This is a genomic window from Nonomuraea sp. NPDC050783 (assembly GCF_040802095.1).
GTDB lineage: Bacteria > Actinomycetota > Actinomycetes > Streptosporangiales > Streptosporangiaceae > Nonomuraea.
In genome coordinates, this window is record NZ_JBFAHK010000040.1 from 1 (window position 1) to 14,440 (window position 14,440).

Consider the following 14,440-nt stretch of genomic DNA (forward strand, 5'->3'; position numbering starts at 1 on the left):
GTCGTTGGTGGTGCGGGAGGGGGGGCGGTATCGGTTGCTGGAGTCGGTGGCGGCTTATGGGGTGGAGCGGTTGGCGGAGGCGGGCGAGGCTGAGGTGATCGCGCGGCGGCACGCTTGTTACTACACCGACCTCGCCGAACGGGAGGAGCCGCACCTGCGCGGCCCCGGCCAGCAGCACGCCCTGGCCCGCCTCGACGCCGAGGCCGCCAACCTGCACGCGGCCCTGGAGACGCTGACCCGCCAGGGCGCGGCCGGCGACGCGCTGCGGCTGGTGAACGCGCTGGCCTGGTACTGGGTGCTGCGCGGCAGGCTGGGCGAGGGCCGCCGCGCCCTGGAGTCGGCGCTGGAGGTGGCCGGCCCCGGCACGCCGGGAGCGGCGGCGGCCCAGGTGTGGCTGGCCGGGCTGGGCATGTTGTCCGGCCAGCCGCAGGAGCTGGACCCCGCCCTGTTCGAGGCCATCGAGGACCCGGGCACGCGGGCACGCGCCCGGTGGTTCGCCGGTTTCGCCCTCTACGGGTACGACGACCTGTCGGCGAGCGTGCGCCTCGTCCGCTCCGCGCTGGCGGCCTTCCGCGAGCTGGGCGACGAGTGGGGCACCGGCGCCGCGCTCAACGTCCTGGCCCGGCACGCCGCCATGTGCGGCGACCTGGAGGCGCTGCGGCGCGACGGCGAGCAGGGGCTGGCGCTGTTCCGTCGGGTCGGCGACCGGTGGGGCGAGATGCGGGCCGCGGAGAACCTGAGCACGCTGGCCGAGATCACCGGCGACTACCCGCGCGCCACCGAGCTGCGCGAGCGGTGCCTGCGCATGGCCGAGGAGCTGGGCCTGTGGAGCGCGGTGCCGGACGCGCTGTCGCGGCTGGGCCGCGTGGCGATGCTGACCGGCGACCACGCGCGGGCCGACGACTATCACGAGCGGGCCCGGCGGCTGGCCGCGGCGCAGTCGAACCGGCCCGCCGAGGAGTTCGCCGAGCTGGGCCTGGCGCTCTCCGCCCGCCGCCAGGGACGCCTGGAGGAGGCCGAGCGGCGGCTGCGCCACTGGCTGGGCTGGGTCACCGACGTGTCGGGCGCGCCCGGCGCGGCCCTGATCCTGGCCGAGCTGGGCTTCGCCGCCGAGCAGCGCGGGAACGCGCGGGAAGCCCTGGAGCTTCAGCTACGGGCCCTGGAGGCGGCCCGCGAGGTCGGCGATCCGCGGGCCGTGGCGCTGGCGCTGGAGGGGCTGGCGGGCGCGCGGGCCCTCGCCGGGCGGCCCGAGGCGGCGGCGCTGCTGCTCGGGCACGCGACGGCGCTGCGGGCGTCCGTGGGCGCTCCGCTGCCGCCCGGCGAGCGCTTCGACGTCGATCGCGTCACCGCCGCCGTGGAGGCCGCTCTGGGCGGGGAGGAGGCCGCGGCCGCGATGGCCAGGGGCGCCGCCCTCCCGCTGGACGACCTCCTGGCCGTTCACGCCCAGGGGTAGCCGGTGGGCGCCGGGGAGTGGGGGAAGGCTCCGGCGGCCTCGGCCAGCCGCGCCTCCTGGGCGTCGCTGATCCGGCGTACCACGAGGATCGCGAGCACCGCCGCGACCAGCATCAGGACGATGCTCACCAGGTCGAAGCGGGCGGCCGTCACGAGCTCCGCCGGCTCCTCGGCGTTGAACAGCACCCGCGAGGCGATGTTCGACACCCAGGCGCCGACCAGCCAGGCCGCCCACCAGGCGTGGAAGAGCCCCTTCGGCGGCGACGGGTCGCGGTTGGAGGCGTCCCAGACGTCGTCCACGATCTGCTTGGGGAACCAGAGCGAGACGATCGGGACGATCCACCCGAGGATCACCCAGACCCGCGAGCGCCGGTGCCCGTGCGGCGACAGGGTCTCGGCGTTGGCCCGCACCCGGAACAGCCAGGTCAGGAACGCGACGATCGCGACGAGGTAGGTGACGGTCTCCAGGATGCCGGACAGCCCGTAGACGAGGTCCCCGGTGTTGGTCTCCGCCTCGGACACGGAGTCCGCGTCGGCGAGGACACGCTCGACGAGGTTCGCGTACCAGAGGTCTATGGCCCCGGCGACGACGCCGACCAGCGAGTCGGCCACGAGCGCCACCACCGCGAAGATCGCCAGGCCGCGGACCGGACGTAAGGCCGGCGGCTGCGGATATGACGGATGTGTGGGGGAAGGAGGAGGGGGGTACATTGCTGCAACCTTTCTGGCTGGGTTACGAGCAGCGCACCAGTATGTCGAGCCAGGAACCGGTAAAGGATGGGTTATCCATCCCGGCACCCTCTTGTGATGAACCCGGGATTTTGCACTTTCTGTGATTGTCTCGGAGAAAGCGGGCAGTGCCTGGGATGGACGGTCGTATAGGGCAGTGTTGGGAGCATGCCGATGAGGAACGAGCTCGACCGCCTCGCGGGCGGGGCGCACCACGATCCACACTCCGTGCTCGGAGCACACCCCGTGGAGGGCGGGGTGGTCTTCCGCGCGTTGCGCCCGCTCGCCGAGCGGGTCACGGTGGTGCTGGACGACGACGGTACGACCCATGACATGAAACACCAGGCCCACGGGGTGTTCGAGGTGCTGGTTCCCGGGCTGGACAAGGTGCCCGGCTACGCGTTGCGGATCAAGTACGCCGGCGGCGAGCCGTTCACCGTGCGGGACCCGTACCGGCATTGGCCCACCCTGGGGGAAGTGGACCTGCACCTCATCGGCGAGGGGCGGCACGAGCGGCTGTGGGAGGCGCTGGGCGCCCGCGTGATGGAGCACGAGGACGTCGAGGGCGTGGCGTTCGCCGTCTGGGCCCCCAACGCGCGCGGCATCCGGGTCATCGGCGACTTCAACCACTGGAACGGCACCGCCTACCCCATGCGCTCCCTGGGCCGCTCGGGCGTGTGGGAGCTGTTCGTCCCCGGGCTGAAGGCGGGCGAGCGGTACAAGTACCAGATCCTCGGCGCCGACGGCACCTGGCGCGAGAAGGCCGACCCGATGGCGCGGCGCACCGAGGTGCCGCCGATGACGGCGTCCGTGGTGGAGAAGTCCGACTACAGCTGGCAGGACGACGCCTGGATGGTCGAGCGGCGGGGCAAGCAGCAGCTCGCCGAGCCGATGAGCATCTACGAGGTGCACCTGGGGTCGTGGCGGCCGGGGCTGTCGTACGTCGAGCTGGCCGACGAGCTGTCGGCGTACGTCGCCGACATGGGCTTCACGCACGTGGAGCTGCTGCCGGTGGCCGAGCACCCGTTCGGCGGGTCGTGGGGCTACCAGGTGACCTCCTACTACGCGCCGACGGCCCGCTTCGGCACCCCCGACGAGTTCCGCCACTTCGTGGACCGTATGCACCAGAACGGCATCGGCGTCGTCCTCGACTGGGTGCCCGCGCACTTCCCGATGGACGAATGGGCGCTGGCCCGCTTCGACGGCACCCCGCTGTACGAGCACGCCGACCCGGCGCGCGGCGAGCACCCCGACTGGGGCACCTACGTCTTCGACTACGGCCGCCGCGAGGTCCGCAACTTCCTGGTGGCCAACGCGCTGTTCTGGCTGAAGGAGTTCCACATCGACGGGCTGCGCGTGGACGCCGTGGCCTCGATGCTCTACCTGGACTACTCGCGGCGCGAGGGCGAGTGGACGCCGAACATCTACGGCGGCCGGGAGAACCTCGACGCGGTCGAGTTCCTCAAGGAGATGAACGCGGTCAGCTACCGCGAGGCGCCCGGCATCTCGACCGTGGCGGAGGAGTCGACGGCCTGGCCGGGCGTGTCGCGGCCGGTGCACCTGGGCGGGCTCGGGTTCGGCTTCAAGTGGAACATGGGCTGGATGCACGACACGCTGGAGTACCTGCGCCACGAGCCGATCTTCCGGCAGTACCACCACCACCAGATGACGTTCTCGCTGCTGTACGCGTACTCGGAGAACTACGTGCTGCCGCTGTCGCACGACGAGGTCGTGCACGGCAAGGGCTCGCTGCTCGGCAAGATGCCCGGCGACGAGTGGCAGCGCTTCGCGCAGCTCCGGGCGCTGCTGGCGTTCATGTGGGCGCATCCGGGCAAGCAGCTGCTGTTCATGGGCGGCGAGTTCGGCCAGGGCTCGGAGTGGTCGGAGGAGCGCGGGCTGGACTGGTGGGTGCTGGAGTTCGACGGGCACCAGGGCGTGCAGCGGCTGGTCCGGGAGCTGAACAGGGTCTACCGGCAGACCCCGGCGTTGTGGGAGCAGGACGCCAAGCCGGAGGGGTTCCGGTGGCTCGACGCCGACGACGCCCCTGGTAACACGTTCTCGTTCGTCCGCTACGCCAAGGACGGCTCGGCGGTGGCGTGCGTGGTCAACTTCAGCGGCAGCCCGCACGAGAACTACCGGCTGGGGCTGCCGTACCCGGGGCGGTGGGACGAGGTGCTGAACACCGACGCCTACGACTACTGGGGCAGCGGGGTCGGCAACCTGGGCACGGTCGAGGCGGTCGAGCAGTCCTGCCACGGGCTGCCGTACTCGACGACACTGCGGGTGCCGCCGCTCGGCGCGGTCTGGTTCACGCACGAAGGGCCGGTCGAGAACGGCTGAACGTCTGGGGTGGGGTCGCTGAAAGTTCGGTGAGAAACCGGACCGGAGACCTGTGCCTGTCCGGCAAATCGCCTTAAACTCCGAGATCATCCCCTTCGGAGGAAGACGCGTGCGATTTCGCCACCTGATCGTCTGCTCGGTCGCGCTGGCCCTGATGCCGTTATCGGGCCCGGCCCTTCCGGCCTTCGCGGACGACCCCACCCCGACGCCGACCCCCGCCCCCACCGCCACCCCGGCCCCGACCTCGACCCCGGCCCCCGCTCCGGTCCCCTCCACCCCCGAGGAGAAGGTCGAGGACGGCTTAGGCGCGGGCGGCGGCACCGAGCGGGCCGTCGTCGAGCTGACCGATCCCGCGCAGAACGCCCCCGTGGCGAGCCAGGCGGCGGCCGAGAGCGTGGACGTGGTGCTGCGCCCGCGGAACCAGTCGTTCATGGTCGTGCAGGGCACCGCCGAGGAGCTGACCAGGCTGGCCGCCGACCCGCGGGTCACCTCCATCCACCGCGACCGGACGTACGCGCCGGCCGACGTGAGCCCCAACCTCAAGCTCATCGGCGCCGACCAGGCCCACGCCAAGGGCGTCACCGGGACCGGGCAGGCGGTGGCGGTGCTCGACACCGGCATCGACCGCGACCACCCGTGGTTCAGCGGCCGGATCGTGGCCGAGGCGTGCTTCTCCGCCGTGGAGACCGGCGTCGAGTCGCTGTGCCCGAACGGGCAGCCCGAGCAGACCGGCGAAGGCGCGGCCGACGCCATGACCCCCAAGTGCCTCGCCGGCGAGGTCAACCTGTGCGACCACGGCAGCCACGTCGCGGGCATCGCGGCCGGCAGCGGCGGCGTCGCCCCGCAGGCGGGCATCGTGGCGGTGCAGGTGTTCAGCCGGGTCAACGACGAGGACGTGTGCGGCGAGCCGAGCTGCCTGCTGGCGTTCGAGTCGTCGCTGCGCCTGGCCCTGGACTACGTGACCGGGCTCGACCAGCCGCTGGCCGCGGTCAACCTGAGCCTCGGCGGCGCGCTGTCGGAGACCGACTGCGACGCCGGCGAGGAGGGCGCGATCCTCAAGCCGAAGATCGACGCGCTGCTCGCCAAGGGCGTGGCGACCGTGGTGGCGGCCGGCAACGAGTCCTTCGAAGGGGCCTCGTACCCGGCGTGCATCTCCTCGGCCGTGGCCGTCGGGGCCAACGACAACAACGACGCCATCGCGGACTTCTCCAACCGGGGCGCGCTGGTGGACCTGTTCGCGCCGGGCGTGGACATCGAGTCGGCCGTCCCGGACAACCGGACCACCGTCTACAGCGGCACCTCGATGGCGACGCCGCACGTGGCCGGGGCGCTGGCGCTGATGAAGCAGGCTTCGCCGCAGGCGCCGATCGGCGACCTGATCGACTCGCTGAAGAGCACCGGGCGGCCGTACACGTACGAGGCGAACGGCACGCAGGTCACCACGCCGCGCCTGGACCTGGCGGCGGCCCTGGCCGGGGCGACGCCGCAGCCCACCGTCACCCAGCCCGGCCCGTCCCCGTCGGACGACACCGGTCCGGCCCCCGGCCGGCCGTCGGACGGCCCGACCGACGACTCCACGGACGATCCCTCGGACCAGCCGTCCGACGGCTCCTCGCCCGGTCCGCAGCCGTCGTCGTCCACCTCGCCGGTGCCGCTGCCCACCGTGACGGTCACCGTGACCGTGACGCCGACCCCCTCCCCGTCCGCGACCCCGACCGGCACCGCCACGGTCTGCACGCGCGGCACGGCGGGCAAGAAGCTGACGGCCGGGAAGTGGGCCGTGGAGATCCACCGCGGCAGCGGCAAGATCCCCGACGCCACGCTCACCTGCTACCTGAAGCTGATCGCGAAGTCGAGCAAGGTGTTCCCCGAGCTGACGAAGGCCTCGTCGCTGGGCAAGGCGTACCGGGTGCTGAAGAACACCAGGACCAACAAGGCCAAGCTGGACAGCGCGCTGCTGACGGCCTGGCTCAACTGGGCGCACGGCAGGAACGGCACGACCACCCTGAGCGCCGCGGAGAAGGTGCGGATGCTGAGCAAGCCGTCCACGTCGGCGCTGAAGAAGGCGACGAAGAACGTCCTCAAGACCGTCAAATAACCGCACGTCAGGAAGGGCCGGCCGGCGACGGCCGGCCCTTCTTCGCGTCGGCTCCCGAGAAGGCAAAAAGGCACCCAATGTTGACCCGAGTCACACCGGTCACCCACATCACACCAGATACGGGAGGGGAGGTAACCGGCTGAACACCGATCCCGGAGGAACCAGTGAGGCTCCGCTCCCTGCTCGCCCGCGCCGTCGCGCTGGCCGGCGTCTCGGCCGTGCTCGGCACGGCACCGGCCCCGCCCGTCGGCGCCGCACCGGCCCGGCCCGCCGGCGCCGCACCGGCCCGGCCCGCCGGCACGGCGCCGATCCCGCACGCCGGCACGGCGCCGGCCCTGCACACCGGCCCGCACGACCCACCCGTCCCGCCGGGCGCCCCGCCGGGCACCTCGCACGGCACCTCGCATGGTGGCGGTACCTCACATGGTGGCGGCACCTCGCACGGCGGCGGCGCCGGGGCCGAAGCCCTGCACGCCGACACCATGGACGCCGCCGGCCCGGTCATCAGCGAGGCCCTGGTGCGGGAGATCCGCTCGAAGACCCGCGTCCGCTCCATCATCCAGCTCAAACCGGGCCAGAGCGTCCAGGCCGTCGCCGGTGACATCGAGCAGGCGTCGGAGAGCAGCCGGGTCCTGGAGACGGCCGCCTCGCCGAACTTCTTCGTCGCCGAGGTCGACCAGCTCACGCTGGCCAAGCTGAGGAAGGACGGCCGCGTCCAGTCCGTCTACAAGGACGCGCTGAGCGCCCCCACCCCGCTCGGCTCCTCCGTGACCAACCAGGGCCTGGAGACGAGCACCAGGCTGATCGGCTCCGACCGGGCGAACAGCGCGGGCTGGACCGGCAGGGGAACGACGGTCGCCGTCCTGGACACGGGGATCGACCGCGACCACCCTTTCTTCTCCGGCCGTCTCGTCGATGAGGCCTGCTTCTCCTCCTCCGACGCCAGTGACGGCACCATCTCGCTCTGCCCCAACAACCAGCCGAGCCAGACCGGCGCCGGAGCCGCCGACGCCGAGACGGCCCAGTGCCTCTCGGACGGCGCCAACGCCTGCACGCACGGCTCCCACGTCGCCGGGATCGCGGCCGGGCGCATGGTCGCCGGCGCCCCGTCCAACGGAGTGGCCCCCGACGCGGGCATCCTGGCCATCCAGGTCTTCAGCCGCGTGGACAACCCGCTGTCCTGCGTCATGCGCGGCATTGAGGCGCCGTGCTTCCTCAGCTACACCTCCGACCAGAAGCTGGCGCTGGAGTACGTGTCGCGGGTGGCGCGCGCCCTCAACGTCGCGGCGGTCAACATGAGCCTGGGCGGCGGCGGCCCGTTCACGGCGGCGTGCGACGAGGACCCGGAGGCGGCGGCGGTCAAACCCGAGTTCGACACGCTGGCCGGGCTCGGGGTGGCGTCGGTGGTGGCGGCCGGCAACAACGGCTTCACCGACGGCGTCACCACCCCCGCCTGCATCTCCACGGCGGTCACGGTGGGGGCCACCGACAACCAGGACGCCCTGGCCTCGTTCACGAACCGGGGGCCGCTGCTGGACCTGTTCGCGCCGGGGGTGGCGATCCGCTCGTCGGTGCCCGGCGGGACGTACGAGGAGAAGAGCGGCACCTCGATGGCCGCCCCGCACGTGGCGGGCGTGTTCGCCCTGATGAAGCAGGCTTTCCCCGCCTACACGGTGGCGCAGAGCCTGGAACGCCTGCAGACCACGGGCCGCCCCCTCCAGTACACGGCCGACGAGACCACGGTGACCACCCCCCGCATCGACGCCGAACAGGCCACCGCCGGCGCCTCCGCCTGACCCGGCCGGCCGCGCCTACGCGACGTCGGGGCGGGTCATCAGCGGGGACCGTACGTGCGGCTCCAGGCCGGGGCCGGTCAGGGGCACGAGGTTCCACGTCGCGACTGCCGTCCCCGCGGCGGCGTCCACCGCCAGCCGGATCCGGTGCGGGGTGGTGATGACGTAGAGGTCGGCGACGAACGTGTCGCCCTGCCAGGCGCCGGACGTGACGACAGGGCGGCCGAGCGGCGAGCTCTCCCGCCACGTGCCGTGGCCGGCCTCGACGTCGAGGAGCGAGCCGAAGCGCAGCGCCCATCCCCCGTCCACGGGATCGACGGTCACCGTGGTCCCGCCGGGCAGCGGCGAGTCCCCGGCGGAGGCGTCGAGCACCGCCTTGGCCGAACGCCCCGGGGCGGCCGTGCCCGGCACGGGCGCGAGGGACAGCCGCCGCAGCCGGTCGGCGAGGGCTTCGTCGTCCCCGGCGCTTGCCGCCTGGTCCGTGCCGGGCAGCAGGCACTCCCAGATCGCGTCGAGCACCGCCTGCGCCCGCCGGTGGCCGCCGGTCACGGCGACCACGAGGTCGTGCGAGGGGACGACCACGCACAGCTGGCCGAAGGAGCCGTCACCGTGGTAGCCGTGCCGCGACATCCAGAACTGGTAACCGTAGCCGCGGAGGTAGTCGGCGTTCCCCGGCCCGTCCTCGGGCGGCGGGGCGCCGATGTGCCGCCTGGTCGCCAGCTCCACCCACGCGCGCGGGACCAACTGCCGCCCGCCCCAGAGGCCGCCGCGCAGCAGCAGCTCGCCGAAGGCGGCCACGGCCTCGGTCGTGAGGTGCAGCCCGTGGAACCCGAAGGCGGCGCCGCCGGCCACCCTGTCCCATTCCGCGTGCCCGATGCCCATCGGCCGGAAGAGGCGCTCGTCCAGCAGCTCGGGCAGGCCGCGTCCGGTGACCCGCTCCACCATCCGGGCCAGGACGAACGTGGTCGCGTTGTCGTAGGTGTGCCGCGTCCCCTCGGGCGCGGAGAACGGCACACGCAGGAAACCCTTCACCAGGTCGCCCGGCTCCAGCTCCCACGCCTCGGCGAGGCTGTCCGTGCCGTGCCCGGCCGTCATGGACAGCAGGTGGTGCACGGTGAGGCGGCGCCCCTGCTCGGAGACGTCCGCCGGGACGTGATCGGGCAGCACGTCCACCACCCGGTCGTCCAGCGCCAGCAGCCCGTCGGCGACCGCGAGCCCCACGGCGATCGAGGTGAACGACTTGGTCAGCGAGTAGAGCAGGTGCGGCCGCCCGGCCGAGTACGGCGCCCACCAACCCTCGGCCACGACGTGACCGCGGCGCACGACCATGAGGGAGTGGCACTCGACGGACTGCGCTTCGAGCCGATCCAGCAGCGCGGCCACCGCCCGGGACGACACCCCGGCCGCGGCCGGCGCCGAGCGCGGCAACAGGGCACGTTGCGAAAGCATCCGGGGACTCTAACAAGCGGCCCTCTCCCTCGCCCGGGCTGCGTCCCGCGACCCGGCTCAGAAGCCGGACTCCCCGTGCCTCGCGCACTCAGCCATGAGGATCCGCTGGATGGGTGGGAGCCGGTTCGTGTCCAGGTCCGTGCGCGAGCGCGGTGTTCAGCGCGGAGAACCAGGCGTTCGCGTGAGGGCAGGCATTCCTGATGGCGTTGATGCCGAGCTCGGCTATGACGAGCGGGCCGTCGGAGGTCTTCCGGTATCGCGGATACAGCCGCATCAGGCGCTTGGAGGGGGCCGTGCTGGCTCCGTCGTTGACCAGTTCGGCGCCTTGGGCTCGCGTCACGATCGTTTGGACGGCCCGGGCGAGCGCGTCATCTCCGGTCAGCTCGCCGAGGGCCTCATGGCCCAGCAGAACCCATGCCTCCAGTTCGTGCAGCACCAGGTGAGGCAGGAAACGAGGGTGGCCGATGGTATCGGTCATCGCACGCTCGACGTGAGTCACCCGTTCGTACGGCGAACCTGGAGGACGGGTCGCCATGCCGGGCACGTCGGCCGGGGAGCCCGTAGTAGTCCAGCATGGTCGTCAGAACGGTGATGGAGGAGTCACCCAGGAGCAGGCGGATCTCCGTGGCGAGCTTGCCCCACGTGGACAGTCCTCCCTTGCAGGAGGGGCCGCCCGCGGGACGTTTGGTCATGAAGATCGACCAGGTGACGTAGACGTCGGAGCCGCGCAGGTAGGGCTCGACGACTTCGCGCACCACGGTCTCCTCGGTCTGGCCCTCGCACAAGATGTGCAATCGCCGCATTCCCGTCACCGTGGCTCGGCCTGCGGTCTGCCCCCGAGCAGGTTCTTCTCCCACAACTCGCCCAAGGAGTACTCCGCCAGCCAGCCGGCCAGCCCTTCGGGATCGAGGCGGTTGAAGGCCGACGCTCCCCCGGCGCGCTCCACCACGATGAGGTCGTCCGCCTTGAACTGGTTCATGAGCGTCACCGACTGGGTGGCGATCAGCACCTGGCTGGTGCTGCTGGCGGCGCGCAGCATGTCGGCCAACTGGACGATGGCATAGGGATGCAGGCCGAGCTCCGGCTCGTCCAGCACGACCAGGCTGGAGAGATTGGGCAGGCTCAGCAGGGTAGTGAGGCAGATGAAACGGAGCGTCCCGTCCGACAGCGCGTCAGCGGGGAAGACGACGTCCGAGCCCTCTTGGCGCCAGCGCAGCCGGAGCCGGTCGTTCTCCTCGACGAGCACGAAGTCCCTGAAGAACGGCGCGACCTGCTGAATCGTCCGGACGATCCTCCTGTAGGCGGCGTGGTCCTCCTGGTGGAGGCGCAGCAGAACGGCGGCGAGGTTTCGGCCGTCAGGGTGCAGGGCGATGTTGTCGGAGGCGAAGCCCTTCTGCTTGACCGGGGCGTTCGCGCTGGTGTCATGGAAATGGAAGACCCGACAGCCCCGCAGCGTCTCGACCACGTGCCCGGCCACGGACGACAAGTCTTCCTCATCGGGCTCGTCCAGGAGGCGGGTCTCCCGATGCCCCCGTCCCAGGACGTGTCTTTCGCCACGCAGCTCGATCTCCTCGTATCCGAAGATCAGCTCGTCACCGGCCGCCGGTATGAGCTTGGCCTCGTACTCGCTGGACGCGAACTCCAGGCGCAGGCCGATCTCCGGGACGCTCCCGTCTCCGCGATGGAGCAGGGCGGAGGCTCCACCGGCCTGGCCGACGAAAAGGTTCAGCTCTCCGTCGACGATCCTGCCCAGCAGGGCGAGAGCGGAGATGAAGTTGCTCTTGCCCGCGCCGTTGGCACCGATCAGGACGTTGAGATCATGCAGCCGCACCTCAGCGGAGCGGATCGAGGCGTATCCCCTGATCACGATCGACTGCAGTCTCCGCGGCGCCATGAGCCCAGCTTAGAGTGATCCATCCCTGCGGGGCGTCCATCCTCCTGCGGCCGGGGACCGAGCCCATCCGCCGGCCGCCCGAGACGTGCGGTCAGCGGGCCGACGGAGAGAAGTCACCTCGTTCACGACGCGGCTCAGAAGTCGAATTCCCCCTTCTTCGCGCCGTCGATGAACGCGTCCCAAACGGCCCCGCGCACCACGAACGGAGGTTTCTCCAGGGCTTCCGAGTCGCGAATGGCCACTCGGCCTCCTGACAACGAAGCGACCTCCAGGCAGTTACCGCCGTTGGCCCCCGTCTTCGTGGCCCTGCGCCATTTCGCGCTTGCCAGCTCCTGTGCGAGCTCGTCACTCACGGCTCATACCTCACCATCGCCTCGCGGACTACTTCCTTGGTGACGTGCACGGGGTGTGCCCACGCACGTATAGTGTCATATTTCAGGCTAATGGCGTGGATTTCATCCAGATGATCGGTCACCTGACCGTCGCTGGCCGATTCCAGGTAAGCCCAGTATCGCCCTTCGGAAAGCTGAGCGATGGCGAATCCTCCGAGCAGGCCCGTGGTCACAGCAGCCTCAAGAGGAACGATCTGCACGGTGAATCTGGGATGGTCCATCAGGGCCAGAAGATGCTCGAGTTGACCGCGCATCACTGTCGCACCACCGATCGGACGGTGCAGGACGCCCTCGTCCATCAGGGCGGTGTACATGGGCGGCGTGCGTCCGCTGAATATCCCCTGACGTTGAAGCCGTACCGTCAGCAACTCCTCGACCTCCTCTTCGGTTGCGCCTGGGATCCCGCGTAGAACCGCGCGGGCGTAGCCTTCGGTTTGCAGCAGCCCCGGAACCAGCAATGGTTCCCAACTGCGTATGGTCCGTGCCGCCGCCTCGATCTTCGGCCAGCGCCGGAACCACTTCTGCGGATGCCTCGGATCCATCTCCTGCCAGAGTGCCGCCAGCTTCCCACCGCTTCCGAGCACGTTCTCCACGATGGGAACGAAGGACTCGGGCACCGGTCGTTCCGCCCGCTCGAAGTAGCCCACCATCGTCCCGGAGTATCCGACTTTGGCCCCGAGCGCTTCCAGCGACCATCCACGCTCGTGTCGCAGCCTGCGCAGCTCACGGCCGAAGGCGGCCTCCGGGGAAACTTCAGCGGTCACGGCAGGCTCGACCGGCATCTCGACTCCATGGACAGGGGGCGGAGTTGCGGTTTGCCGCAACATCCTCACAACAGCTCTGCGCGAAGCTGTCACGGCGTCCGAGTACTGAAAATAGCTGGCTGGACGCATCCTTGGGATGGCTGTCGAGAAATTCTTATCCAAGCCCGCAACATAACTGGACGACCCGGCTTTGTTATCTCAGAAGGGAAAGCCTGGGCATGTTGGAGCTGCTTTGCATCGCCCTTCGGCCGTTGAACGTCCACGCGACCCTGATAAAGGTCATCCATCTCGAAACGCGATCCGGAAAGCCGTCCTATCTCCGATCAGCGCCAACAGTCCTGGAGGTGCGCGGGAGCGGGGGTGAATTGCGGGCGCGTGTCGAGGTCGTCGGTGCCGAGGAAGGGCCGCGTTACGCGGTGCGCTCGTACGGCCCCCGGTACGAGGAAACGTCCTTCCCCGCGGGGGCTCATGAGGAGGCGGCCATTTACCTGCACGGCCTCGTCCGGGGGTGGCGGGCGCCGTGACGACTCCCCCGAGGTTCCCCGGCTGGCGGATCGTGGAAGGGGCCGGAGGCGGCTACATCGCCTACCGCGCGGTCCCGGTTCCCGCGCGCACGGGCCTGTCGAACGTACGGTGCGGCGCGACGGTGCCCGAGCTGTACGAGCGCCTGGCCCAGGAGGCCCGCCGCGAGGGAGCCGGACCCTCGCGGCGGGCGGCGCGCTCGCCGTAGAGCCGAAGGCCAGGCTCAGCTCTCGAAGAACTCGGTCAGGACGGGGGCCAGGGCTTCCGGGGCCACGTCGTGGGTCTGGCCGTCGAGCGTGCGCAGGCGGCCGGACGGGAGGGCGTCGGCCGTCGCCCGCGCGGCCCGCTGGAGCGCGGGATGGCCGGCGCCCCCGGCGAGCACCAGCACCGGGACGGTGACGGCGGCGGCCCGCTCGCGGGGCAGCCGGCCGCCGTCGAGCAGCTCGTCGTCGTAGGCCAGCGTCGGCGCGATCGCCTCCAGCCCGGCCCAGCCCGGCTGCGCGCGCATGCCCTCGACGGCCGGGGCCGGGACGCCGACCCGGGCCATGAACAGCGCCACGGCGTCACCGCGACGCCCGGCGTCCAGGAGCCGCCGCAGCCGCTCGGTGTACTCCTTGGCCCGTACGCCGTCCTCGGCCTCCTCCGTGAACGGCGGCTCGTACAGGCTCAGCCTGATGATCCCGGAGCCGGTCGCCGCGGCGGCCAGGACGAGCGCGGCGCCCGAGGACATGCCGTGCGCGTACGCCTGCCCGCCCGCCTCGGCGACGAGAGCGCGCAGGTCCTCGACCTCGCGGGCGGGCGCGTACGGCGGGGTGTCGGAGCTGTCGCCCCGCCCGCGCCGGTCGTAGGTGTAGACGGTGAAGCGGTCCTGGAGCAGCGCGGCCAGCGGCCGCATCGGGCCGGCGGCGCGGTGGCACATGGCGCCGTCCACCAGGATGAGCGCGGGGCCGTCGCCGGTGCGCTCGTAGGCGATCGTGGTGCCGTCGGCCGAGGTGACGTGCGGCATG

The 14,440-nt window shown here is 71.4% G+C and carries 11 protein-coding genes and 2 pseudogenes; 5 read left to right on the forward strand and 8 right to left on the reverse strand.

What is annotated here, in order from left to right; translation table 11 throughout:
* Positions 1–1,453: pseudogene (locus AB0H75_RS47615) on the forward strand (AfsR/SARP family transcriptional regulator); the annotation flags it as partial.
* Here the strand turns inward: AB0H75_RS47615 and AB0H75_RS47620 are convergent.
* Positions 1,438–2,073, reverse strand: coding sequence for a DUF4328 domain-containing protein (locus AB0H75_RS47620; RefSeq protein WP_367808216.1), 636 nt, complete (start codon positions 2,071–2,073; stop codon positions 1,438–1,440). The pseudogene AB0H75_RS47615 and the gene AB0H75_RS47620 sit on opposite strands and share 16 nt — an antisense overlap.
* A gap of 282 nt (positions 2,074–2,355) precedes the next feature.
* Between AB0H75_RS47620 and glgB the strand changes: the two genes are divergently transcribed.
* The 3 genes from glgB to AB0H75_RS47635 all read left to right on the forward strand — a co-directional run bounded on the left by glgB (position 2,356) and on the right by AB0H75_RS47635 (position 8,415).
* The gene (gene glgB, locus AB0H75_RS47625; RefSeq protein ID WP_367808218.1) at positions 2,356–4,521 is read left to right on the forward strand and encodes a 1,4-alpha-glucan branching protein GlgB; all 2,166 of its coding nucleotides are present in this window, start codon (positions 2,356–2,358) and stop codon (positions 4,519–4,521) included.
* A gap of 109 nt (positions 4,522–4,630) precedes the next feature.
* Positions 4,631–6,619 carry a S8 family serine peptidase gene (locus tag AB0H75_RS47630; protein WP_367808220.1) on the forward strand — a complete coding sequence of 663 codons (1,989 nt, stop codon included), beginning with the start codon at positions 4,631–4,633 and terminating at the stop codon, positions 6,617–6,619.
* Positions 6,620–6,783: 164 nt separating this feature from the next.
* A complete protein-coding gene (locus AB0H75_RS47635) occupies positions 6,784–8,415 on the forward strand; it encodes a S8 family serine peptidase (protein WP_367808222.1) in 1,632 nt (543 codons plus the stop codon).
* Positions 8,416–8,430: 15 nt separating this feature from the next.
* Here AB0H75_RS47635 and AB0H75_RS47640 read toward each other — a convergent pair whose 3' ends face one another.
* The 6 genes and pseudogenes from AB0H75_RS47640 to AB0H75_RS47665 all read right to left on the reverse strand — a co-directional run bounded on the left by AB0H75_RS47640 (position 8,431) and on the right by AB0H75_RS47665 (position 12,929).
* On the reverse strand, positions 8,431–9,861 hold the full coding sequence (locus AB0H75_RS47640) for a serine hydrolase domain-containing protein (RefSeq protein ID WP_367808224.1): 1,431 nt from the start codon (positions 9,859–9,861) through the stop codon (positions 8,431–8,433).
* An 88-nt stretch (positions 9,862–9,949) separates the two neighbouring features.
* The gene (locus tag AB0H75_RS47645) at positions 9,950–10,396 is read right to left on the reverse strand and encodes a DUF4276 family protein (RefSeq protein WP_367808226.1); all 447 of its coding nucleotides are present in this window, start codon (positions 10,394–10,396) and stop codon (positions 9,950–9,952) included.
* A 31-nt stretch (positions 10,397–10,427) separates the two neighbouring features.
* Positions 10,428–10,664, reverse strand: a pseudogene (locus tag AB0H75_RS47650) (DUF4276 family protein); the annotation flags it as partial.
* Positions 10,665–10,669: 5 nt separating this feature from the next.
* On the reverse strand, positions 10,670–11,755 hold the full coding sequence (locus AB0H75_RS47655) for an AAA family ATPase (RefSeq protein WP_367808228.1): 1,086 nt from the start codon (positions 11,753–11,755) through the stop codon (positions 10,670–10,672).
* 134 nt (positions 11,756–11,889) lie between these two features.
* Positions 11,890–12,108 carry a DUF397 domain-containing protein gene (locus AB0H75_RS47660; RefSeq protein WP_367808230.1) on the reverse strand — a complete coding sequence of 73 codons (219 nt, stop codon included), beginning with the start codon at positions 12,106–12,108 and terminating at the stop codon, positions 11,890–11,892.
* A complete protein-coding gene (locus AB0H75_RS47665) occupies positions 12,105–12,929 on the reverse strand; it encodes a DUF5753 domain-containing protein (RefSeq protein WP_367808232.1) in 825 nt (274 codons plus the stop codon). The genes AB0H75_RS47660 and AB0H75_RS47665 overlap by 4 nt, the downstream gene beginning before the upstream one ends.
* Positions 12,930–13,431: 502 nt before the next feature.
* On the opposite strand from AB0H75_RS47665, the gene AB0H75_RS47670 reads away from it, so the two are divergent.
* On the forward strand, positions 13,432–13,641 hold the full coding sequence (locus AB0H75_RS47670) for a hypothetical protein (protein ID WP_367808234.1): 210 nt from the start codon (positions 13,432–13,434) through the stop codon (positions 13,639–13,641).
* 15 nt (positions 13,642–13,656) lie between these two features.
* On the opposite strand, the gene AB0H75_RS47675 is transcribed toward AB0H75_RS47670, so the two are convergent.
* A complete protein-coding gene (locus AB0H75_RS47675) occupies positions 13,657–14,439 on the reverse strand; it encodes an alpha/beta fold hydrolase (RefSeq protein WP_367808236.1) in 783 nt (260 codons plus the stop codon).
* Position 14,440: the final 1 nt, after the last annotated feature.